Source organism: Hymenobacter frigidus (assembly GCF_014640435.1).
GTDB lineage: Bacteria > Bacteroidota > Bacteroidia > Cytophagales > Hymenobacteraceae > Hymenobacter > Hymenobacter frigidus.
In genome coordinates this window covers 18,444-40,912 of record NZ_BMGY01000007.1, presented here as the reverse complement: position 1 = coordinate 40,912, position 22,469 = coordinate 18,444, and the positions used below count along the sequence as shown (strand labels likewise).

At 59.3% G+C, this 22,469-nt stretch carries 24 protein-coding genes; 15 read left to right on the top strand and 9 right to left on the bottom strand.

Translation table 11 applies throughout. From position 1 onward, the window contains the following. Positions 1 to 95: 95 nt before the first annotated feature. Positions 96 to 1,496, bottom strand: coding sequence for a hydrolase (locus IEW17_RS05385; RefSeq protein WP_188561008.1), 1,401 nt, complete (start codon positions 1,494 to 1,496; stop codon positions 96 to 98). A gap of 551 nt (positions 1,497 to 2,047) precedes the next feature. On the opposite strand from IEW17_RS05385, the gene glgP reads away from it, so the two are divergent. From glgP to IEW17_RS05370, 3 genes are all read left to right on the top strand, one after another. After that, on the top strand, positions 2,048 to 3,697 hold the full coding sequence (glgP, locus tag IEW17_RS05380; protein WP_188561007.1) for an alpha-glucan family phosphorylase: 1,650 nt from the start codon (positions 2,048 to 2,050) through the stop codon (positions 3,695 to 3,697). 177 nt (positions 3,698 to 3,874) lie between these two features. After that, positions 3,875 to 4,552 carry an SOS response-associated peptidase gene (locus tag IEW17_RS05375; RefSeq protein WP_188561107.1) on the top strand — a complete coding sequence of 226 codons (678 nt, stop codon included), beginning with the start codon at positions 3,875 to 3,877 and terminating at the stop codon, positions 4,550 to 4,552. A gap of 103 nt (positions 4,553 to 4,655) precedes the next feature. Further along, complete coding sequence (locus tag IEW17_RS05370; RefSeq protein WP_188561006.1) at positions 4,656 to 5,006, top strand: hypothetical protein; 351 nt, start codon at positions 4,656 to 4,658, stop codon at positions 5,004 to 5,006. A 99-nt stretch (positions 5,007 to 5,105) separates the two neighbouring features. Here the strand turns inward: IEW17_RS05370 and IEW17_RS05365 are convergent, their stop codons facing one another. Both IEW17_RS05365 and IEW17_RS05360 read right to left on the bottom strand, forming a co-directional pair. Then, a complete protein-coding gene (locus tag IEW17_RS05365; RefSeq protein WP_188561005.1) occupies positions 5,106 to 5,300 on the bottom strand; it encodes a hypothetical protein in 195 nt (64 codons plus the stop codon). A gap of 52 nt (positions 5,301 to 5,352) precedes the next feature. Then, positions 5,353 to 5,769 (bottom strand): septal ring lytic transglycosylase RlpA family protein, encoded by a 417-nt coding sequence (locus IEW17_RS05360; RefSeq protein ID WP_188561004.1) that lies wholly within the window; start codon positions 5,767 to 5,769, stop codon positions 5,353 to 5,355. Between the two features lie 103 nt (positions 5,770 to 5,872). On the opposite strand from IEW17_RS05360, the gene IEW17_RS05355 reads away from it, so the two are divergent. Then, entirely contained in the window at positions 5,873 to 6,112 is a 240-nt protein-coding gene (locus IEW17_RS05355; protein ID WP_229748825.1) for a hypothetical protein, read from the top strand. 14 nt (positions 6,113 to 6,126) lie between these two features. Here IEW17_RS05355 and IEW17_RS05350 read toward each other — a convergent pair whose 3' ends face one another. Then, entirely contained in the window at positions 6,127 to 7,044 is a 918-nt protein-coding gene (locus tag IEW17_RS05350; RefSeq protein WP_188561002.1) for a glycoside hydrolase family 25 protein, read from the bottom strand. Positions 7,045 to 7,131: 87 nt separating this feature from the next. On the opposite strand from IEW17_RS05350, the gene IEW17_RS05345 reads away from it, so the two are divergent. Together IEW17_RS05345 and IEW17_RS05340 are read left to right on the top strand one after the other, a co-directional pair. Further along, positions 7,132 to 7,407, top strand: coding sequence for a VF530 family protein (locus IEW17_RS05345; protein WP_188561001.1), 276 nt, complete (start codon positions 7,132 to 7,134; stop codon positions 7,405 to 7,407). Between the two features lie 13 nt (positions 7,408 to 7,420). Beyond that, the gene (locus IEW17_RS05340) at positions 7,421 to 7,744 is read left to right on the top strand and encodes a hypothetical protein (protein ID WP_188561000.1); all 324 of its coding nucleotides are present in this window, start codon (positions 7,421 to 7,423) and stop codon (positions 7,742 to 7,744) included. A gap of 199 nt (positions 7,745 to 7,943) precedes the next feature. Here IEW17_RS05340 and IEW17_RS05335 read toward each other — a convergent pair whose 3' ends face one another. Beyond that, a complete protein-coding gene (locus IEW17_RS05335) occupies positions 7,944 to 8,327 on the bottom strand; it encodes an Hsp20/alpha crystallin family protein (protein WP_188560999.1) in 384 nt (127 codons plus the stop codon). Positions 8,328 to 8,569: 242 nt separating this feature from the next. Beyond that, positions 8,570 to 10,423 carry a BamA/TamA family outer membrane protein gene (locus tag IEW17_RS05330; protein ID WP_188560998.1) on the bottom strand — a complete coding sequence of 618 codons (1,854 nt, stop codon included), beginning with the start codon at positions 10,421 to 10,423 and terminating at the stop codon, positions 8,570 to 8,572. 165 nt (positions 10,424 to 10,588) lie between these two features. Here IEW17_RS05330 and hemW point away from each other — a divergent pair, with 165 nt between their 5' ends. From hemW to IEW17_RS05305, 5 genes are all read left to right on the top strand, one after another. Continuing rightward, the gene (gene hemW / locus IEW17_RS05325) at positions 10,589 to 11,722 is read left to right on the top strand and encodes a radical SAM family heme chaperone HemW (RefSeq protein ID WP_188560997.1); all 1,134 of its coding nucleotides are present in this window, start codon (positions 10,589 to 10,591) and stop codon (positions 11,720 to 11,722) included. Positions 11,723 to 11,899: 177 nt separating this feature from the next. After that, the gene (locus tag IEW17_RS05320) at positions 11,900 to 12,331 is read left to right on the top strand and encodes a hypothetical protein (RefSeq protein ID WP_188560996.1); all 432 of its coding nucleotides are present in this window, start codon (positions 11,900 to 11,902) and stop codon (positions 12,329 to 12,331) included. A gap of 5 nt (positions 12,332 to 12,336) precedes the next feature. Further along, on the top strand, positions 12,337 to 13,044 hold the full coding sequence (locus tag IEW17_RS05315; protein WP_188560995.1) for an alpha/beta hydrolase: 708 nt from the start codon (positions 12,337 to 12,339) through the stop codon (positions 13,042 to 13,044). 17 nt (positions 13,045 to 13,061) lie between these two features. Beyond that, on the top strand, positions 13,062 to 14,129 hold the full coding sequence (locus tag IEW17_RS05310) for an IS701 family transposase (RefSeq protein WP_444542860.1): 1,068 nt from the start codon (positions 13,062 to 13,064) through the stop codon (positions 14,127 to 14,129). A gap of 299 nt (positions 14,130 to 14,428) precedes the next feature. Further along, positions 14,429 to 15,208 (top strand): cyclase family protein, encoded by a 780-nt coding sequence (locus tag IEW17_RS05305; protein WP_188560993.1) that lies wholly within the window; start codon positions 14,429 to 14,431, stop codon positions 15,206 to 15,208. Between the two features lie 426 nt (positions 15,209 to 15,634). Here the strand turns inward: IEW17_RS05305 and rpmA are convergent, their stop codons facing one another. Together rpmA and rplU are read right to left on the bottom strand one after the other, a co-directional pair. Beyond that, positions 15,635 to 15,910 (bottom strand): 50S ribosomal protein L27, encoded by a 276-nt coding sequence (gene rpmA, locus IEW17_RS05300; protein ID WP_188560992.1) that lies wholly within the window; start codon positions 15,908 to 15,910, stop codon positions 15,635 to 15,637. 80 nt (positions 15,911 to 15,990) lie between these two features. Next, entirely contained in the window at positions 15,991 to 16,296 is a 306-nt protein-coding gene (rplU, locus tag IEW17_RS05295; protein ID WP_035560717.1) for a 50S ribosomal protein L21, read from the bottom strand. A gap of 507 nt (positions 16,297 to 16,803) precedes the next feature. Here rplU and IEW17_RS05290 point away from each other — a divergent pair. Then, entirely contained in the window at positions 16,804 to 17,763 is a 960-nt protein-coding gene (locus IEW17_RS05290; RefSeq protein ID WP_188560991.1) for a ribonucleoside-diphosphate reductase small subunit, read from the top strand. Between the two features lie 391 nt (positions 17,764 to 18,154). Beyond that, positions 18,155 to 20,536: a ribonucleoside-diphosphate reductase subunit alpha gene (locus IEW17_RS05285; protein ID WP_188560990.1), complete on the top strand. Its 2,382-nt coding sequence runs from the start codon at positions 18,155 to 18,157 to the stop codon at positions 20,534 to 20,536. A 92-nt stretch (positions 20,537 to 20,628) separates the two neighbouring features. Here the strand turns inward: IEW17_RS05285 and IEW17_RS20825 are convergent, their stop codons facing one another. Then, entirely contained in the window at positions 20,629 to 21,390 is a 762-nt protein-coding gene (locus IEW17_RS20825) for a DUF6252 domain-containing protein (RefSeq protein WP_229748824.1), read from the bottom strand. Between the two features lie 423 nt (positions 21,391 to 21,813). Between IEW17_RS20825 and IEW17_RS05280 the strand changes: the two genes are divergently transcribed. Beyond that, complete coding sequence (locus IEW17_RS05280) at positions 21,814 to 22,149, top strand: DUF6883 domain-containing protein (protein WP_188560989.1); 336 nt, start codon at positions 21,814 to 21,816, stop codon at positions 22,147 to 22,149. Next, positions 22,149 to 22,370: a DUF4926 domain-containing protein gene (locus tag IEW17_RS05275; protein WP_188560988.1), complete on the top strand. Its 222-nt coding sequence runs from the start codon at positions 22,149 to 22,151 to the stop codon at positions 22,368 to 22,370. Before IEW17_RS05280 ends, IEW17_RS05275 begins: the two co-directional genes overlap by 1 nt. The last annotated feature ends 99 nt before the right edge of the window (positions 22,371 to 22,469 follow it).

The following is a 22,469-nucleotide window of genomic DNA, read 5'->3' as shown; positions in this document are numbered from 1 at the left end:
GCTACCCGGCGCTGCTTGATAGGCCAAAAAAAGCCCGCAGCCGGAGCGGCTGCGGGCTTGAAAATCAAAAGGTATTACGTGAAATCAGCCGAACGCTATTGCAGCTTGGCGAGCCAGAGCGAGGCGTTGAGGTGCAGGCGGGGCGTGCTCACGTTTTCGCCCCAGCCGTTATACACGGTGTTGCCGGGCGAGCCGGTGCCGTCGTCGGCCGGCGAGGAATCACCGATAATCATCACGCGGCCCGTGCCGAAGGTGCTGCTGGCGGCCATCGCCAGATTGTTGCCCTGGCCGGCGGTGCTGCGCCACACCAGGCCCTGCACCGAGGTGTTGGCGGTGGGGTTCAGCGTCATGGTAGCTCCGTTGTGGAATGAGAGCTGCGAAACCAGGCCCTGCGAGCCATTCATAATGGGGTTGGTGCCGGTCTGGACGTTGCTGCTGTTTTCCACAATGTTGTCGGAGTTTATTGAGAATCCGAATGGGTTGGCCTTCACCGTGTTGTTGGTCATCAGGTCGTTCCAGATTTGAGGCGAGTCGTAGCCGTCGTTGTTGCGGTCCGAAATAATGTGGTCCGTAATCATAAACAAGCCGCCGCCGTTCTGCACGAACTGCATGATGGCCGTTTTCTCGGCCGCCGAGAAGATGACGTTGGGCTCATCGACCACGAACACGCTGTAATTGGCCAGGTCCTGGGGGTTGGCAGTGTTGCCGTAGCTGATGGCCGTGCCGGTGGGCAGTTGCTCCACGGTGTGGCCTAGCTTAACCAGGGCTACGCCCCAGGCCGAAACTGCTCCGGTCCAGAATGTTTCGGGCGAGCTGCTCGTGATGCCGCTCTGGGCGGGCGTGGGGTAGCGCGAGGCCACGCCGCTGTTCACGTCCAGCACCCAGTCGGCGTTGCCGGCCAGTTCACCGTGCGAGCCGTCAAACAGGAATTTCTTGCTGCCGCCGGTGGGCGTGGTGGTGCCGCTGTAGCTCTCCACCGTGATGTTGTCGAAGTTGAGGCGGTTGGTGCTGGCGTCGGTTTTGCGCACCTGCAGGCGCACCGTGCCGGCCAGGTTTACCGTGAATGAGGCCGTGCTGAGCGTGGTGGTGGTGCTGGTGACGGTGCTGCCCACTTTGGCGTAGGATGCGCCGCTGTTGCCGGAGGCCCACAGCTCCCAGGTGCCGTTGGCATCGGTGCCGTAGCGGGCGTGGCCTACGGTCACCACACCCGCGCCGCCGGTCAGGTCAAAGTTCATGCTCAGCGAACCGCTGTTGCGGACGCGGGCCGACTGCGCCCCGGTTTTGTGGTCGGCCGTGGTATTGCCCAGCAGGGCGTCATTTAGCGTCCAGGACCCCGAGCCCAGTGTCACGCTGCCCGTGGTGTAAGCCGTTTTAGTACCGGTTTCAAATCCTTCGGGGAAGCCGGGGGCCGACACGTCCTGCGATGCAACGGCGGCGATAGGGGTTTCCGGCGTGGGCTCCGACTTGGAGCAGCTCGAAAATAACAAGGCTCCCAAAAGTGGCGCTACTAAGTAACGGCCTGAAAATGTCATGCGCATACGGTTGAAAATGAGTTTCAAAGCGTGAGAATTGTTCCGACAAAGCTAGGGCAATTAATTAGCAGGATGATTATACCTGAGGTTAAAAAATTGTGTCTTTTTCGAAAAAAGGCCCCATTGTTTAATGATTTTATATGTAAAGCACCCATAATTGCTTCAATAATGCAACGTTGATGAAGCATGGGTAAGCGGTGGGTATCGGTTTGTCAGTTTGGTACAGCACTACGGTAGCCAGCCGGTGCATTACCCAAGAAAACCGGTAGTTCCGGGGACCGTGAGTAAACATATGTTGAAAGCTTAATATTTGCCGTTTGTATTTGATTAGGTGGCAGTTATTGCCGGTATCGATTCGGGTGGCTAGCGGCGGCTATTGCGGCCGGTCACGTTATTATTTGCCGAATGCTTCGGACCTTGCGACGGTATTGGGCTGCGGCTGAACGGTTAGTGGCCTGTTTTTTCACCTTGCATTTTTCCTGAGCGCGGCCGTGGTCCGCGTGCTGTATTTCTCTATGGCATTCACCTTTAAACCCTACACGCCGGCTGCCAAATACAAGACGGCCGCCGCGTATTTCTCGATGGAATTTGCCGTCGACCAGGCCCTTAAAACCTACTCCGGTGGCTTGGGCTTTCTGGCTGGCTCACACATGCGCTCGGGCTACGAGCTGAAGCAGAATCTGGTGGGCATCAGCATTCTGTGGAGCTTTGGCTACTACGACCAGGGGCGCAACGAAGACCAGAGCATGCGGGCTGATTTCCGCCACAAGCACTACTCGTTTCTCGAAGACACCGGCCTGGTGTTCCCCATCACCATTCACGGGGCCGATGTGCACGTGAAGGCCCTGTACCTGGCCCCGGAGGTGTTCGGCACGGTGCCCATGTTCTTCCTCACCACCGACATTGCCGAGAATGACCACCTCTCGCGCACCATCTCGCACCACCTCTACGACCCGGACGCCGCCGCTCGCGTGGCCCAGAGCATTCTGCTGGGCGTGGGCGGGGGCAAGTTGCTCGACCTGCTGGGCCGCCACACCGACGTCTACCACCTCAACGAAGGCCACGGCCTGCCGCTGGCGTTCTACCTCTACGAAAAGCACGGCCGCGACCTGGCCGAGGTGCAAAAGCGCCTCGTGTTCACCACGCACACCCCCGAGCTGGCCGGCAACGAGGAGCGCCCCATGAAGCTGCTCACGGACATGAGCTTTTTCGGTGCGGTGCCCGCGGACGAAATCCGCCGCGTGGCCCGTATCGGCGACGGCGACTCGCTCAACTACACGCTTACCGCCCTGCGCTTTGCCCGCAAGGCCAACGCCGTGAGTAAGGTGCACGGCATCGTAAGCCTCGAAATGTGGGGCCATTATGAAGGCATTTGCCCCATCATCCCCATCACCAACAGCCAGAACGGCACCTACTGGCGCGACCCGCAGCTGGCCGACGCCCTCAAGGGCAAGGACGATGCCGCCTTGCTGGCCCGCAAGCAGGAGCTGAAAAAGGACCTGTTCAAAATCGTGGCCGACCAGACCGGCAACATCTTCGACCCCGAGGTGCTGACCGTGGTGTGGGCCCGCCGCTTTGCCGGCTACAAGCGCGCCGACTTGATTCTGCACCATTTCGACCGGTTTGTGCAGCTAGCCAACGATATCCAGCGCCCCATCCAGATGATTTGGGCCGGCAAGCCGTACCCGAAAGATTACGGTGCCGTGGCGTTGTTCAATGAAATCATCAAGCGTACGGCGCACCTGAAGAACTGCGCCGTGCTTACCGGCTACGAGCTGGACCTGTCGGCCGCCCTCAAAAAGGGCTCTGATATCTGGCTGAACACGCCCCGCTTCCCGCGCGAGGCCAGCGGCACCAGCGGCATGACCGCCGCCATGAACGCCAGCGTGAACCTGAGCATCGCCGACGGCTGGATTCCCGAATTCTGCCGCCACGGCGAAAACGGCTTCCTCATCGCCCACGCCGACGAAACCCGGCCCGATGCCGTGAAGGACGACCAGGAAGCCACCGCTCTCCTCGACGTGCTGGAGTACACCGTGGTGCCGATGTACTACGACCAGCCCAAGAACTTTCTGAAAGTGGTGAAAACTGCCATGAAAGAGGTCGAGCCTGCGTTTGAGTCGGGCCGTATGGCCAAGGAATACTACGAGCAGCTATACAAGTAAAAAGGAAGGCTTGATGGCGGAGATGAACCTCCGTTAACCGACTGTCACCCCGAACGCAGTGAAGGGCCTTATCAAGTTCGAGCAATTGTCGTACAGACGACTTGTCCGGGCGTGGTAAGGTCCTTCACTGCGTTCAGGATGACAGCCGGTTTCTTCTTGCTTACCTCACTCCTTGCCATGTGTGGCCGTTACACCTTCATCACCCCTGCTCCCAAAGTTGAGCAGCGCTTCGATGCCCAATTCACTGACGCGGCCCCGACTACCTACAATGCCGCGCCGTCGCAGCGGCTGCCTGTTATTACCAACGCCGCGCCCCACCAGATTCAGCTGCTGAGCTGGGGCCTCGTGCCCAGCTGGAGCCGGGACCCTACCGGTCACGGTTCCGCCAGCGGCCCGAAGCCCATCAATGCCCGCGCCGAAACCCTGGCCGAAAAACCTTCCTTCCGGCAGCTGCTGGACCGGCGGCGCTGCCTGGTGCTGGCCGATAGTTTTTATGAGTGGCAGGCCACGCCGGCGGGCAAGGTGCCGCACCGCATTCTGCTGCGCGATGAGCAGCCCTTCGCCTTCGCGGGCCTTTGGGACGAATGGCTTGACCGCAGCACCGGCGAGCTGCACCCCACATTTACCATCATCACCACCGAGCCCAATGCGCTGATGGCCGGCATTCACAACCGCATGCCCGTCATCCTGCCCGACCGCGCCGGTGAGCAAGCCTGGCTCAACGACGGGGCGGGCTTGGCCGCGCACCAGCACCAGCTGCGGCCCTACGATGCCGCTGCCATGCGCGAGTACGCCATCAGCACGCGCGTGAACTCGCCGGCCAATAACGACGCTGAGGTGCTGAATGCCGCCTGATTATACCCCGCCGTAATTATACACCGTCGTACCCAATGCCGGTGGCGTTGTTGGGTGCTATTCGTGTTACTTTGCTGGCATGAACTGGCGTAATCCCTGGCTTTTGCCAATTCTTATTTTTGTGCTGGCCTCGGCCGTGCAGCTTGATGCGCCTTGGTGGAGCATGGCCGTAGTCGCGTTCATCGTGGGCCTGGCCATCGCGCCTACGGGTCAGGTAGCATTCTGGGCCGGCTTCGTTGGGGCAGGGCTCAGCTGGCTGGTGCCTGCGGCTTGGCTTTCGTATCAAAACGATGGTTTGCTGGCCCGCCGCGTGGCGCAGCTACTGCCACTGGGCGGCTCCGCAGTCGCTTTGGTTATCGTGACGGCTCTGATTGCGGGCTTGGTGGGCGGACTGGCGGCGCTGGCTGGCGTATGGCTGCGGGTGGCGTTTCGGCCCACACCTCAGGTGCGCTAGCCATTAGACTTGTTCCCGAATAAAGGAAATCGACAAGCGGACGCCAGATGAGCATGACGTTCTACGGCAAGTTTTCTAATTCAGGAACAAGTCTCTTGGCTAGTTAGCCGTGTACCAGGTCAGGATTTCCAGGCCGGCGGCATTGCTCTCGGCTTCTACTACTTCGGTAATCACATACTGAATTTCGGCTTCCGCCCAGTTTTCGTCTTCGGCGGCGGGTACCCAGAGGTCGAGGGCAGCGTAGCGGTTGGTGTCGGGAGGAAGAATCCACCGCACTTTCTTACGGATGTTCATGCTAATGGGCAGGGAGGGTTTTGAGAAACTAGTGGGGTAAATGGCAAAGTGGCTAGCGGTTGGCCGTTGCGGCCCGAATGACGGTCAGCTCCACCGGTACCACGCCGGCCTCGATGATGTCGAGCTGCACGGCGGCCCGGCGCGATACATCCACGATGTACCCCTTGGTGTGCGGGCCCCGGTCGGTCACGGTCACGTCTACCGAGTGGCCGTTGCGGGTATTGGTGACGCGGATGAGGGTTCCGAAGGGCAGGGTGTTGTGGGCGGCGGTCATTTCGCCGGGGCGGTAAATGGAGCCGCTGGCGGTGGCCCGGCCCGCGAATTTATTGGCGTAGTACGAGCCCAGGCCTTTCTGAGTGTAGGTGCCGCGCGGGGCTTTGGGAGCAGCCTTCGGGCCGGTACTTGCGTTGCGGCTGCTGCTGCACGACGATGCCAGCAGGGCCAGCACCAGTAGCAGTACAGGCAACATACCGGAATAAAAAACTTTAGCTTGTTGATACAAATTCATCTGAAATTTATAATTGCCGCTGACCTTTCGTCCTCATTCATCACCCAACCCCATTTTCCCCGCAATGATGAAAAACCTCCTGAAATTGGCTTCGGCCGCCGCCCTCTCGTGTACGTTCCTGATGGCACATGCCCAGCAGGGCGATGGCAAGATGATGAAAAAAGACGAAAAGATGGCCAGCGGCAAAATGGCCGATGGCAAGACGCAAGTCAAAATGCACGACGGCAAAATGCACAACGGGAATATGACGCACAAAGCGACAATGAATAAAAACGGCAAAATGATATCGAAGGACAAAATGTAGGCCCTTGGGCAGTCTTATTTGCTACGGCGGCCGCCCGGCTTGCCCGCTTCGAGTAGCAGCGATGGTTGGGCGGCTTTTTGCGTGTTCGGCTTAGCGGGCCGGGCCACGGCGGGCACCCGCAGTGCCTGCAATGCCGTAAAGTTGCCCTGAAACACGTTGAAATCCACCATGCCCCGAATGCCGGGCACGTGGGATTCGTCGGAGTGTTGCCAGATTATCCACTTGTTGCGGGGCATGCTGGGGCGCTCCACCTCGTAGTGCGCCAGCCAGAGCGGGTAGTCGTCGAAATGCCCGGCCAGGTGGCGTTTATAAAAGCTGTGGTTGGAATAGAGGATGGGCCGCACGCCGTAGTGCGCCTCGATAAGGCGGAGCCAGCGGGCTACCTCGCGGCGCAATACGGCCACATCGTGGAAGTTGGCGGCTTCCACATCGAGTACGGGCGGCAGGTCGCCGGGAGCCAAGGGCACGGTGCGGGCAAAGAGGTCGGCCTGAATCTGGCCGTCGCGGTTGGGCTGAAAGTAGTGGTAAGCGCCGCGCAGCACCCCGGCCGCCCGGGCTTCGCGCCAGTTGCGGGCAAAGCGCTGGTCGCGCAGCGTGGCGCCCTCGCTGGCCTTGATGAAGGCAAACCGCACCCGGTTGCGCGCCACCGTGCGCCAGTCGATACGGCCCTGGTAAGCCGATACATCAATGCCGTGCACCGAGTACCCGGCCAGCAGCGGCGTTTTTTCGCGTCCCGTGAGGCCGCCTTTGGTGAAGGTGGCCCAGGCCCGGCGGGCGTAGCGGTTCAGCTGCACCTGGTGGCGCAGGTAGTAGGTGCCCGCCAGCGCCAGGCTCAGCAGTAGCGCCACCAGCAGCCCGCGTCGCCACGGCCCCCGGGGGGCGCGGGGCGGGGCCGTGGACGAGGCAACTGAAGCGGAGGAAAGCGGAGGCATTGCCCAAAAATAACGCCCGGCCGCGACCCATCGTGCGTTGGCCCCCGGCTTTTCGCCAACTTTGCACTTTCGCCTGCCCCTTTTGCTATGTCTTTTCTCCGCACTGCCGATGCCCGCGACGAATCCGGCCACCTCATTCGCGAGCTGCACGGCGTCAACCTGACCACTATTCTTGAGTATTTGGTGGCGGCCTACGGCTGGCCCGAGCTCGATGCGCGGCTGCACATGAACTGCTTTGCCGATAACCCCAGCGTCAAGTCGTCGCTCACTTTCTTGCGGCGCACGCCCTGGGCCCGCACCAAGGTCGAAGAACTGTACATCAAAGCCCGCTCCGCCGAAGTGCAGGGCCGGCCCCGTCCGTAATAACCGAACAGGCATGGCCGACGTCGCCAAAAAATCATCCAAAACGGCGCTGCTGGCGGGCCTGGCCTGGTTCGTGGCCTTCGAAACGGCGGCTTTCTACGGCCTGCGCTACCTCACCTCGGGCTTGGGCGAAAGCAACCAGAATCAAGCCGAAAACACCATTGTGAGCAACTGGCTGAAGACGATGGTCTTCTTTGTGGCGCACCTGGCCCTGATTATTACGGCGGTGCTGGTGCTCAGCAACCGCCTGCCGCGCCACTACCGCGGGCAGATAATGGGCTGGTTCTACCTGGCGCTGGTTATGAGCTTCGTGCTCATTATTCCCCTGTTTGGGTAGCCGGGGTGGCGTAAAAAGCAAAACCACCGCTGTGGGCGGTGGCTCAAGAGTGAAATTCCAAAACTGAAAAGTTGGTCGGTCGGTCCCGACGTTATCACTGGACTGCGGTGCCGGTCGGTCCCGGCGTTATGATTGGGTTGGTAGGGAGGAGGAGCGGCAGTCGCTGTTTGGCAACTGCCGCCTGCTCAGAACTCGCTACTTACTGGTGGCGAATGTCGATTTCGCGCTGCTGGTCATTCGTGTTCGAAAACGGAATGCGCACGCGCAGCTCCTGGCCCTCGTGTACCGCGTCGATACGGGTCAGGTCGAGGTTGTTGGGCAAATCGAGCGTCTGCACGAAGAGGGGCGCGCTGAGCTGGTCATCGGGTTCGTGGCGGTACTCTCCAAACACGGTGAGCTTTTGGTTATTGAGGACCACGCGAAACCGGTCGGCGGCCACGGTGGGCATAGCCACGCGCAGAATCACGCCCTTCGGACGCTGGTCGACCCGGATTTGGGGCTGGGCCACGCCGCCACCAATGGTGTTGAGCAAGTCGAGCTGCGGGGCAATGTTGTGGATGAATTTCGAGCTGATAAGTTTCATAGCAAATAGCCGGGTTTAGAGCGGCTTCGGACTCACTATTACAAATGATGTACCAATCCGAATTATGGCTTATCTATGCTGAAATTCAGCCGTATTGGCTGGGTTTTTCGCCAGAATTTTTAGGCTTCGGCCAGGGTGGCGGAAAACTGGTTGGCGACGAAAAAATGCGGACGAAATGGCGGGCTAACCTTGGGCTGTGCGCGTGGCTCGTTCCGGCGCGGACTCTCAGCGTCCACGCTGCATTAGAACCGGCTGGTCAGGCCAAAGTGAATCTTGGACGACTTCAACTCAAAAGGCTGACGCTTGGCCTGTCCGATGGAGTACACGAACTGAAATAGCCCCGCTGCCGTGCGGAAGCTCAGGCCCGCGCCCACGCCGGTGGGCTGGTCCGCGTACCGGTCGTTCGCCACATCGTGCCGCAAATAGGCCTGGTCAGCGAATAAAAACACGTAGGAATCAGCCCCAATAAACTGGCGGAATTCGGCCGTAGCCACGGCGTAAGAGCTCGTATAAAACTGGTTTTCGTTGAAGCCCCGGAGCGAGTTCAGCCCGCCCAGCCGGAACAGGTCGTTGGTGAACAGGCGCGGGCTGAATAAGCCTTCGCCGCGCAGACGCAGCAGCAGCACCCCGGCCCGCTTCACGGGCAGGTAGCGCTCGGCCCGCACGGCCAGCGAATACTGCGTGGAGCGCAGCGGGATGCCCTCGTAGAGCTTGGGCCGCAGCTCGGTGTTGATGCTGATAGTTTTGGTGCCCACGGCGCCCTGGGCGTTGAAAAGGTAGCCGCGGTGCGGGAAAAACAGGTCGTCGAGGCTGTTCCAGGCGTAGCCCACGCCGTAGGAATTGAACTGCGAATCGAGGTTGGCGGGCAGCACGCTGGTGTCCCGCACCGCCTCGATAAACGAACCCCGCTGCTCGGCAAAGAAGCTCACGCGCCCGGCCCGCGCCGTGGGGTAGGTGACTTGCAGCCGGGGCCGAATGATGGTGAAGGCATCGGTCTGCTTGTACAGATTGAAGGTGCCGGCCAACTCCAGCGGCGTGCCGAAGAAGTTGGGGTGCACGTACTGGGCATCCAGCAGCTGCGAGAGGGCATCAGTCTTGCGCCACTGCAGGCCCGCTTGCTTGCCACCGCCCTTGATGTTGCGCAGGTTGATGGTGACTTCGCCCGTGAACTGCACGCCGGTCTGGTCGGCGTTGGCGTTGGGCAAAATGCCCACAATGGCATCGAACTGGTTGCTGGGCCGCTCGTCGAGCAGCAGGTACACCCGCGCCCGGCCCTTGGCGAAGCGGATTTCGGGTTCAGCCCGCAGCTTTACGTAAGGCAGCTGGCGCAGTAGTTGGGCCGCCGCCATCACCCGCTGCTGGCTGAAGGGCTGCCCCGGAACTATCTGCAGGTACTTGCTGAGAAAGCGCTTCTTGGTTTTGGTGTTGCCCACGATTTGCAGCGAGTCGAAAACCACGGCCCGCCCGCGTTTCAGCACCACGCGGCCCGAAATGTCATGCCCACGGAGCTGCACCGAATCGAGGCCGATGGTGGCGAAGGGGAAGCCCTGGTTTTCGGCTTCGGTGAGGATGCGCTCCTGTAGCCTGGCCCAGTCCTCGGGCACGAAAGGTGTGTTGCGGAAGAACTTTTCGCGGTAGCCGGCGCGGGTTAGCAGGCCGTCGCCCAGGTTGCCGTTGCGCAGGTAGGCCCACCGAAACTGCTCGCCCACGTACAGGCGCACCCGCACGGTGTCGCGCGTCCAGCGCACGGTATCGGCCGAGGCCGTGAGGTAGGCGTCGCCCTGCAGGGCGCGCACCAGCTCGCGCACTTCGCGCAACGCGCTCAGCGAATCGGGCACGGAGCCGCGCACTTTGTAGCGACGCAGCAGCGGCAGGTCGGCCACTTCGGCATCCAGGCGCAGCACGCGGGGGTGGGCCAGTGCGCGGCGCGGCGCAGCTACCGGAGCCAGCGCGGGGGGCGGCAGGGGCGGGGCCGCCAGGCCGGGCTGGTTGGGCGCGGTGGGGCTGAAGCCGGGCGTTTGGGCGCGGGCGGCGGGCCAGGCGGCCAGCCAGCTCAGCAGCAGTATTCCCCAAAAGCGCAGTAGAAACCTATCCATTCGGGGGCACAACGCGAAAGCCGGCGTTTAATTTCCCGAAGATAAACGCCGCACGCAGGCGGTATCTTTGCAGCGTAGCGGAACCGTTGCAAGGCCGCGCATAGAACGCGCCCGGCGGTGCCTCACAGCGGCCCCGTTACCTACCCGCTCGTTGCTACTGAAAACATGGCCGGCCTCTATCTCCACATTCCTTTTTGCAAGCAAGCCTGCCACTACTGCGACTTCCACTTCAGCACGTCGTTGGGCCTGAAAAGCCGGTTGGTAGAGGCCATCGTGCGGGAAATTGAGCTGCGCCGCGCCTACCTCGGGCCAAACGCCACGCTGGAAACCGTTTACTTCGGCGGGGGCACCCCGTCGTTGCTCACGGCTGATGAGCTGGCCCAGCTTTTCGAGGCCATCCACCGCCATTTCGTTGTGGCTCCCCAAGCTGAAATCACCCTCGAAGCCAACCCCGACGACCTCAGCACCGCCAAGCTGCGCGAGCTGCAACAGGCCGGCGTCAACCGGCTCAGCATCGGCCTGCAAAGCTTCTACGAGCCCCACCTGCGGCTGATGAACCGCGCCCACACCGCCGGGGAGTCCACCACGGCCGTACGCCGCGCCCAGGATGCGGGGTTTGAGAATATCTCCATCGACCTGATTTATGGCGTGCCCGCCTCTGGCCACCATATCTGGGAGGCTGACCTGGCCAATGCCTTCGCGCTGGGCGTGCCGCACGTTTCGGCCTACGCCCTGACTATTGAACCGGGCACGGCCTTCGGGCACCGGCTGCAAAAGGGCACGTTCAAGGCCGCCCCCGATGAGTTTGTGGCCACGCAGTTCGAAGCGTTGCTGGCCGCCATGCGCGCCCACGGCTACGAGCAGTACGAAATCAGCAACTTCTGCCAGCCCGGCCGCGAGAGCCGCCACAACAGCAACTACTGGCGCGGCGTGCCCTACCTCGGCCTCGGGCCAAGCGCCCACAGCTACGACGGCCAGAACCGCCAGGCCACCCTGGCCAACAACCCGCAGTACGTGGCCGCCGTGCTCGAGCGCGGCGATGTGCCCGTGACCCTGGACGTGCTGAGCGCTACCGACCGCGCCAACGAATACCTGCTCACCACGCTGCGCACCGCCCGCGGCTGCGACCTGGCTCACCTGCGTACCCACCACGGCCTCGACCTGCCGGCCACCCGCGCCGCCTACCTCGCCGAGCTGCAGGCTAACGGCTGGGCCACTATCCAAAACGAAGTCCTTACCTTGACCGATGCTGGCAAGCTGCTGGCCGACCACATCACGCTGGAACTCTTCAATCACTGATTTTCGCTGATTAACCGAGCTTTCGCTGCTTGTGGACGGGTATTTATTGCTGAATTTTCAGAATGCGGTTTTCCATCGCAAACGCAACTACTGTTTTAGCCATCAAAATTCTACTCATGGTTTGTCTGCCTTCCGCTAATCAGTGAAAGCTCGGTTAATCAGTAAAAATCAGTGATTATGAAGCTACTCAGCGACAGTATTGCCGACGATGCCGACTTCTTCGTGGAACAGATTCACGTGGTGGCCATCGTATTCGACAACACGGATGACGTGACCGTGTGGGGCACCACGAACTTTGACAACGACACCCACTTCTTCCACCTCGCGCTGCCCTTCAAGTCGCTCGATACCCTGCTCAGCCTCGCCCACGAACGAGCCGAAGCTCTCCAGGAAGAAGTAGCCGACGCCCTGGCCACCGCCGACTGGCCCGCCCTGCTCGAATACAACTCCGACGCGAAGCCGCCCGTGCCCCTGCCTAGCGTGGCCCTGAAACTGTCTGTCACCTATCCCGCGACCGAAGACGACGAACTGGGCGATGGCGACCCCGACGACCCCCAGCCGCACAACATCTTCTACCTCGAAGGTGTGTTCGTACGCATGGATTCGTAGCTAATATGGAGCCGATTTCACCTGTCTTTTACCTGATTCCCGGGTTGGGGGCCGATGAGCGGGTGTTTCAATCCCTGCAGCTGCAGGGCGAAGTACATATCCTGCGCTGGCTGCTTCCACAAACGGCCGAGGAGCCATTGCCACGCTACGCGGCTCGCCTCGCGGCCGCAATCCCAATCAACCAGGTTTGCTGGCTGGTTGGCGTTTCGTTTGGCGGCGTGTTGGCGTTGGAAGTGGCCCAGCTACGCCCCCTGTCACGAGTTGTACTGATTTCCAGTTTTACGGGGCCGCACGAACTGCCCTGGGCCGGCCGCTTGGCCCGCGCCACTGGCCTATACCGGCTGGTACCCCCGCGGCTATTGCCGCGGCTGCCGCGTGTAGCAAAATGGTTTTTTGGGATTGAAAATGAGCAGGATTACCAACTGCTGAAGGATATTTTGCGCGATACCGACCCTGATTTCACGCGCTGGGCCATTGCGCAGCTGTTGCAATGGCCCGGCCAGCCAATCACGCCCGCTATCCGAATCCACGGGACTACTGACCGATTGCTGCCCACCGGGACTAGGAACAGCCAGTACCGCCTGCCCGGCGGTCACCTCATCATCATTAGCCAGGCCGATAAAATCAGTCAAATTCTGAACCAGCTTGCGGCAGGAGACACTGCTGAAGATGCTACTGAATTAGTAACTGATGTTACGCAGTGGTTGGGTTAGTTTGTTCGTTTAGGCGCATTATGATGACTTGCACGCTGGACCTGTACACGGATTATTTGCTGAGTTCGACGGGCCCGACGACGGCCACAGGCTTGTCGCGGCTGCTGGATGGGGCGTTGAGCCACGACCACGTCACGCGCTGGCTGAGCCAGACCACCTACGGCCCGGCCGACATCTGGCGGCAGGCCAAGCCCCTGATTCGCCAAGCCGAGGCCCGGCGGCCGGCCGGCGAGTTCGCCGTGCTCATCGTGGACGATTCGGTGCTGGAAAAGGCGCACACCGACGCCAACGAGCTAATTTGCACCCATTGGGACCACAGCCAGCAGCGCTACATCAAAGGCCTCAACTTTGTCAGCCTGCTCTACCAAGCCGGCGAGCTAGCCCTACCCATCGCCGTTGAGCTGGTGCGCAAAACGGTGCCCGTTTACCAGCCCAAGACCCAGAAAACGAGTTATCAAAGCCCGTTCACTAAGAACGAGTACCTGCAGCAGATGCTGCGCGTGGCCCAACAACAGGTGGCCTACCGCTACCTGCTGGCCGACTCCTGGTATGCCTCAGCCGAGAACATGACCCTGGTGCGAGCCCTTGGCCACCACTTTGTTTTTGCCCTCGAAAGCAGCCGCACTGTGGCCCTGAGCGCGGCCGCGCGGGCCGCCGGCCATTTCCAGCCTGTGCAGTCGCTGGTGTTTCCCGATACGCAACCCCTGCGCGTCTATTTGCGGGCCGTCCAGCAGGCGGTGCTCGTAACCAGGCAAGTCTTTACAAACCAAGACGGTAGCCAGGGTATTCTGTATCTGGTCAGCAGCGACACCGACCTGGACCAAGCCCAACTGACCACGATTTACCAAAAACGGTGGAAAGTGGAAGAATACCACAAGTCGCTCAAACAGAATGCGTCCATGGGCAAGGCGCCCACCAAAACCCTGGCCACGCAGGCCACCCATTTCTTTGCCGCCGTGCTGGCCTACACCAAACTGGAAGTGCTTAAGCTCAAGTGCGGCATCGGGCATTTTCGTCTCAAAGCCCAACTCTATACCGTCGGGCTCAAAGCCATGTACCACCAACTCGGCCAACTCCGTGCGTAACATCAGTTAGTAAGTGCCCACGCATAAGTAACCGGATAAAGAAGAACGTCATTCCGAGCTTGCCGAGGAATCTCGCTCGCGCCAGTGGGCGGCGCGGATGACTCCGGCAAGATTCCTCGGCAAGCTCGGAATGACGTTCTTTTTGGTTGACTACGGTTACTTATGCGCGACTGCTTAGTAAGCAGGTCATGCTGAGCTTGTCGAAGCATCTCTACTGCGCAACTAATTGATTTTACTATTGCGGTAAAGATGCTTCGACAAGCTCAGCATGACGTTCTTTCGCCAACCGCTAACTGCCCTTGCTACCCACCTTCCCCCACGCCGGCCGCACGTACTCCTACGACCCCGTCGCACCCATCGATATTTCCCTGCCCCTGGCTCCCGGCGATGACCAGGTGAACTGCTTTTGGGCCGAGCCCGTGCAGTTCGATACCATTCGGGTGGGCAGCTTTGTGGGCAGCGTAGCGTTGGGAGGGAGCACCAACTATCAGCGCATTCACGTCACGCCGCACGGCAACGGCACGCACACCGAATGCTACGGCCACATCTCGCCCGACCCAGCCGTGACGCTCAACCAGTGCCTGCGCCGCTTCCTGTTTGTGGCCCGGCTGGTGAGCGTGGCCCCGCGCCCGCAGCCCAACGGCGACCTCGTGGTGATGCTGGCCGACGTGCAGACCGCCCTGGCCCATCAGCTCGACCGCTCCATTCCCGAATCACTGATTTTGCGTACGCTGCCCAACGACGAAGCCAAGCGCCGCCGTCAGTACTCCGGCACCAACCCCACTTACATCGAGCCCGCGCTGGCCGAATTCCTGGTCGAACACAACGTGCAGCACTTCCTGCTCGACCTGCCCAGCGTTGACCGTGAAGAAGATGCCGGCCAACTCCTGGCCCATCACGCTTTCTGGCGTTACCCGGTCCAGCCCCGCTTCGGAGCTACCATCACCGAGCTTATTTTCGTGCCCAACGAAGTGGCCGACGGCCTCTACCTGCTCAACATCCAAATCACCAGCCTGGAGCTGGATGCCAGCCCCAGCAAGCCGGTGCTCTACCAACTCACGGCCCTGCCGTCAGCATAATTTGCGGGCTGGTTGCAACGCAGATGCTGGCTCTGGCACGAAGTAGATGATTTTCCACTTCATCCACTTCGTGTTCACGCTCTTCCTGCGTTTCGTATTACCCCGCCTGCTATTACCGGCCGGTACCACCAGTTGGGCCCCGGAAGTACCTGCGCCAGCCAGCATTCCTGGTACCGCTGTGTTTCCGGAGGCGATACTGTCTGAGCCGCAATTTCCTGCTCGATGCCAGCGCGGGTGTCGGAGCCGTTGGTGAGCCCTGCCGCAAGTCTTTCGCTCCCGAGTCAGAGGCTTGAAGTCAGTGGGCAGCGCGGCGCACACGCGCGCCAGCAACACGCTGCCTAACATCAGTTACCAATACCTCAACGCGAAAAAGGCTGCCTCTTGCGGGGCAGCCTTTTTTATATTCTACAGCTAATCGAGGGGCAATTAAGCCGGCATCGAAACTACTTCGCGGGGAACAACCGTCACGAACGAACGGTCTTTGCGGCCCTTGCGGAACTGCACTTCGCCGTCGACCAACGCAAACAGCGTGTGGTCTTTGCCCATGCCCACGTTGTCGCCAGCGTGGTGCTTGGTGCCGCGTTGACGCACGATGATGTTGCCAGCAATGAGGGCCTGGCCCCCAAAGATTTTCACGCCGAGACGTTTGGAATGAGATTCGCGGCCGTTGTTGGACGAGCCGACACCTTTCTTGTGAGCCATGGTATTTGAGCTTAGGCTACCGGCAAAAAGCCCGTAGCGGCTGGTTTAAGATTGAATCAGGTAGCGAGCAGAAGCTCAGACTAACCGATGCTGTTAATCATTACTTTGGTGAACGACTGACGGTGGCCGTTCATTTTCTGGTAGCCCTTGCGGCGCTTCTTTTTGAACACCAATACCTTGTCACCCTTCACATGAGCAAGGATGGTGCCGGTTACGGCGATGTTCAATTCGGGGGCACCAATGGTCAGCGTGCCGTTGTCATCGGTCAGTAGGGCGTTGCCCAGCGTTACGACGTCGCCAACGTTGCCGGCCAGTTTGTGAGCGTAAACGAATTTGTTGGCCTCAACCTTGGTCTGCTGGCCAGCTATGTTAACAATTGCGTACATCAGCTTTCTCGGGTTTTTCTGAAATGGGAAGGCAAAAGTACAACTTCGCTCTGGCATATCCAAACCTAAGTTGTTAATCATCATTGGCTGGCCAGCATGCAAAGGACGGAAAGAGGCTCCTGGTGGATGAAGCGCAGATTACGGCAACGTTAAAAAATGGCGCGAACCGACCTAAAAAGTAGGTGATTTGGGGACAAGTGCACTTATCCACAGTCCAAATGTGGATAAGTGGGGCCGAAGCGCCTGATATTGAGCCATCTTTACGATACTGCCGAGTTGGGAAACTATTTGGCAAAGCGGCATTTTTTGGGCAAAAAAAGATGGCCGTAACGAAAAATTAGGACATAAAAAAGCTAAATGGAGTGGTAATCTGACCCCTCGGCTGGGCTATATTTGGTGTTGAAAGGGAGGCCGCATTTCTGAGGTCTCAGCCAAACATCTGCTCCCGCACAGGGGTTAGGCTGGCATCTTTCTCGCCGAAAACCGCCACCAACACCTGCTACATTTATGGAACCGCTCCTCGCCGAAAACCCCAACCGCTTCGTGCTTTTCCCCATCCAGAATGATGAGGTATGGCAGTTCTACAAGAAGTCGCAGGCCTCGTTCTGGACGGCCGAAGAAATCGACCTTTCACAGGACCAAAAAGACTGGAACAACCTGAACGACAACGAGCGCCACTTCATTAAGCACGTACTGGCTTTCTTCGCGGCCTCTGATGGCATCGTGAACGAAAACCTGGCCGTCAACTTCATGCAGGAAGTGCAGATGCCCGAGGCCCGTTGCTTCTACGGCTTCCAGATTATGATGGAAAACATCCACAGCGAGACCTATTCGCTGCTGATTGATACCTACATCAAAGACCCTAAGGAGAAGGATTACCTCTTCAATGCCCTCGAAACTGTGCCCGCCGTGCAGAAAAAAGGGGAGTGGGCCCTGAAGTGGATTAACTCCGATAATTTCGCCGAGCGCCTCATCGCCTTCGCCGCCGTGGAGGGCATTTTCTTCTCCGGTTCGTTCTGCTCCATTTTCTGGTTGAAGAAGCGCGGCCTCATGCCCGGCCTGACCTTCTCCAACGAGCTGATTTCGCGCGATGAAGGCCTGCACTGCGATTTCGCCTGCTTGCTCTACGGCTACCTGCAAAACAAGCTGCCCGAAGCCCACGTGCAAGGCATCGTCGCCGATGCCGTGCGCATCGAGCAGGAGTTTGTGACCGACGCCCTACCGGTGAGCCTCATTGGCATGAACGCCAAGAACATGGCCCACTACATCGAGTTTGTGGCTGACCGCCTGCTGGTGGCCCTGGGCTGCGCCAAAATCTACAACACGGCCAACCCCTTCGACTTCATGGAAATGATTTCGGTGCAGGGCAAAACCAACTTCTTCGAGAAGCGCGTGGCCGAGTACCAGAAAGCCGGTGTGATGAGCGAGCGGACGGAAAACGCCTTCTCGCTGGACGAGGATTTCTAAGCCAAGCCGTTGACAACGAACGAGCCCGCCCTGCTTTGGCAGCGGCGGGCTTTTTGCGCCGAACCAATTACGGTAGCCCCGCACCGGCTGGTGGCGATTCGGACTGAACCGGCGAGTGGCGCTTGGCGCCGTTGCCACCGGTTTTTTGCCCGACATTTTTTTGATAAAAGGGCCCGACGGCACGTTCTGCGGCTTTGTGGAAAAATTCTGAAATTTTTGCTTGCCCCCCCCGAACTCAAGCGGTAATTTCCATGATTCATTGCCCCCAAGCCTGCTCCAATCTTCGGTAGCCGCCGCTACTCTTTCACAACTGCACTAACTAGTTGTCGCCGCGCCTGCCCGCGCCCGGCAACTTTCTATACTGAAAAACCCACACCAAAACACTACTGGTATGCTAGTAATTAAACGCGACGGCCGCCGCGAATCCGTCAAGTTCGACAAAGTGACGGCCCGGATTGAGAAGCTCTGCTACGGCCTGCACATGGATTTCGTGTCGCCGATTGCCGTGGCCATGAAGGTGATTGACGGCATTTACGACGGCGTGACGACCGTGGAGCTGGACAACCTCGCCGCCGAAACGGCCGCCTCGCTCACCACCAAGCACCCGGACTACGCCATTCTGGCGGCCCGCATCGCGGTGAGCAACCTGCACAAGGTGACGTCCAAGTCGTTCAGCAGCACGATGAAGCGGCTGTACACCTACGAAGACCCCAAGAACGGTGAGAACGCCTCGCTGCTGGCCAAGGACGTGTGGGAAATTATCCACAAGCACGCGGCTACCCTGGACTCGGCCATCATCTACGACCGGGACTACAACTACGACTTCTTCGGCTTCAAAACCCTGGAGCGGAGCTACCTGCTGCGCCTCGAAGGCAAGGTGGTGGAGCGGCCCCAGCACATGCTGATGCGCGTGTCGGTGGGCATCCACAAGGAGGACATCGATTCGGCCATCAAGACCTATAACTTGATGTCGGAGCGCTGGTTCACCCACGCCACGCCCACGCTGTTCAACGCGGGCACGCCGAAGCCGCAGATGTCGTCGTGCTTCCTCCTCACGATGAAGGACGACTCGATTGACGGCATTTACGACACGCTGAAAAACTGCGCCTTGATTTCGCAGTCGGCCGGTGGTATTGGCCTGTCGGTTAGCAACGTGCGGGCCACGGGCTCCTACATCAAAGGCACCAACGGCAACTCCAACGGCCTGGTGCCCATGCTGAAGGTGTTCAACGACACGGCCCGCTACGTGGACCAAGGCGGTGGCAAGCGCAAGGGTGCGTTCGCTATTTACCTGGAGCCCTGGCACGCCGACATTTTCGAATTCCTGGACTTGAAAAAGAACCACGGCAAGGAGGAAATGCGCGCCCGCGACCTGTTTTACGCCATGTGGACGCCCGATTTGTTCATGAAGCGCGTGGAGGAAAACGGCGACTGGACCCTGATGTGCCCCCACGAGTGCCCCGGCCTCGATACCACCTGGGGCCCCGAGTTCGAGAAGCTCTACCACTTTTACGAGAAGGAGGGCCGGGGCCGCCGCACCATCAAGGCGCAGGAGCTGTGGTTTGCCATTCTGGAAAGCCAGACCGAGACGGGCACGCCCTACATGCTGTTTAAGGACGCGGCCAACGGCAAGTCGAACCAGCAAAACCTGGGTACGATTAAGTCGAGCAACCTCTGCACCGAGATTATTGAGTACACCGACAAGGACGAAATCGCGGTGTGCAACCTGGCCTCGCTGGCGTTGCCCCGCTACCTCGTGACGGACGCCAAGGGCAACGTTTCCTTCGACCACGACAAGCTGTACGAAGTGACCTACCAGGCCACGCTGAACCTGAATAAGGTGATTGACGTGAACTACTACCCGGTGCCCGAAACGCAGAAGTCGAACTTCCGCCACCGCCCCATCGGGCTGGGCGTGCAGGGCCTGGCCGATACGTTCATCGCCCTGCGTATGCCCTTTGAGAGCGACGAAGCCTCGGGCCTGAACAAGGACATCTTCGAAACCATCTACTTCGCGGCCATGACGGCCTCGAAGGACCTCGCCATCAAGGACGGTTACTACGAAACCTTCCCCGGCTCGCCCCTGAGCCAGGGCAAGTTCCAGTTCGACCTCTGGAACGTGGTGCCCGACTCGGGCCGCTGGGATTGGGAGAGCCTGCGCGCCGAAGTGGTGAAGTACGGAGCCCGCAACTCGCTGCTGGTGGCGCCCATGCCCACGGCCAGCACCGCCCAGATTCTGGGCAACAACGAGTCGTTTGAGCCCTACACGAGCAACATTTACGTGCGCCGCGTGCTCAGCGGCGAGTTTATGGTGGTGAACAAGCACCTGCTGAAGGACCTGGTGGCCCTGGGCCTCTGGAACGACGGCATGAAGCAGGAAATCATCGCGGCCAACGGTTCGGTGCAGGGCATTGCCCGCATCCCGCAGCACATCAAGGACCTGTACAAGACGGTGTGGGAGATTTCGCAACGCCGCATCATCGACCAGGCCGCCGACCGCGGGGCCTACATCTGCCAGAGCCAAAGCCTGAACCTGCACGTGCAAAACGTGAACTTCGGCAAGCTCACCAGCATGCACTTCCACTCCTGGAAGCGCGGCCTGAAAACCGGCATGTACTACCTGCGCACCAAAGCCGCCGCCGACGCCATCAAGTTCACGGTGGAAAAGCAAGCCGCCGAAACCCTGGAGCCGATGGCGCTGGTCGAGCAGAACCAAAGCGACATGAGCTGCTCGCTGGATAACCCGGAGGACTGCGAGGCTTGCGGGTCGTAAGGGGACAGAAAGCCGCGATAAAGCAAATTAAAAGGGCCGCTCTAGCTAGAGCGGCCCTTTTAATTTGGTCATGGGTCGTTTTAGAAGGACAACTAAAACGGTACGTTGGTAAAAACGCCGTTGGTGATGTTTACAGAGTAGCCTAAGGACCCAGTGTTAGAACCATAGCCCACAAAGTTGAACGTACCAGAGAAGCAGTTTGCGGGGATGTTAACAGCCGTAATAGTTAGCGTACCGCTTAAAGGGCCGGTGGCGTAGAGGTTATTAGAGCTATACGTTTTATTGTCAGCTCCCTCAAACCAGGCTTTACACCCAATGTTGGGATATGTCAGTGGATACGTGCCGACAGTAGGTATTATAGCCGGGATGTTTATGAATACAGTTGGGCCCGACAGCGCACCTGGGCTTACCGTAAAGGTAATATACGCATACAGGTGAGGATAAATATGCGTAGCGGTAACGGGTGTGCCATCGACTTTGAAAGATGCTGAGGCGGGTAGAAGGGTAGCCGTAGTTACGCCGGCTGTGGTGCCAGTAGCCGTTAGCGTCGCATACCGCGAAGCCGGGATGGCATAGCCGGTGGCTGGTGTAAAGGTGAGGTTGTAAACACCTAAGGCAAGACCAGGGAAGGAATAGGCTCCGGTGCTGCTAGGTGTGGCCGTGACGGCGATGCCACTGGCATCGGTAGCCGTTACGGTCGTAATGGAGCTGATGGGGGAGATTTGCCCGCTTAGGGTGGCCCTTTGAACCTGGGGCTGGACCACAGGGTCACTTTTTTTATCGTCACACGAAGAGGCTATCAACGCAAAGTTTACTGTTGTTACCAAGGCTAAGACACGTAAAAATTTATTCATGCGGAACGGGTGATGCCGATAGGAATGTAAACGAATGTGCAAGCTAAATCCCATTAAATGAAAACTCTATGCCGGTGCCCGCCTCGGTTAGAGAATAGACTTGTTCCTTAATAAGAAATCGGTGGTTTTCCAAGTCGTATTTGGCGCCAGAAACGGGGGCTGCTCAAAGAATCCAAGGATACACGCTTGGCCAAACCAAAAAGACCATTCAGGCACCATAATCGGCTAAAATCTTTGACCATTTCTTATTCAGGAACAAGTCTAATAAATGGCGCTTGTTAGGTTGGATACTCTATGTTGTGGCAGTGGAGAGTTTTATATTGCCGACAGTAGCAGGTGCTTCACCAGCCGCGGCCGCCCCGAGAGCGGCTGGGTTGGTGTTGGGGTCGTAGAGTCAACTTGCTTGCACAGTAGTTTTGCCGGATGACGCTTCACGACAAGCCGCTGTTTGTGGCGGCTAACAAGGTGCAGGATTACCTGCTCAATCCCGACCACCCGATTGGCGGGGCCAAGGCCCGGTTCTTTCTGGGCATCGGGTACTCGCGTGAGCACTACGAGCAATTGATTGTCGATTTGATTGAGCACGGCCATACCCGCACCATAACGGAAGAAAAAGAATCGCCCTATGGCGTTAAATTTGTGGTGGATGGCCCGTTGTTGGCGCCTAATGGTCGGGCATATCCACTGCGTACCGTGTGGGTGGAACAATCGCCCGGCACGTTCGTTTTGTTAATCACCGCCCACTTACTCGACCGCTGATGAAACCCTTCGTTGAATTAGACATCGTGCAGTTGCAGCAAGCGCATCCCGAATGTGGCTTGCCTACCGGAGCCATTGGTACCGTTGTGCTGGTGTATCGGCAGGGAGAAGCCTACGAAGTAGAATTTGTGCGCTCCGACGGCTCCACGCAAGCCGTGTTAACCTTGCCCGCCGCCGAGGTGACCGCGCCAACTGCTCAAACGGTTCAGCAAGCGGCTTAGCTGCTTCGTGACCTACGCTTCGCCAGCCGCTGCCGTCCCGGGAGCGGCTGGTTTGTTTCTGGGGCTATAGGGCCGGGCGGCGCTTTCGTATCTTAGCCA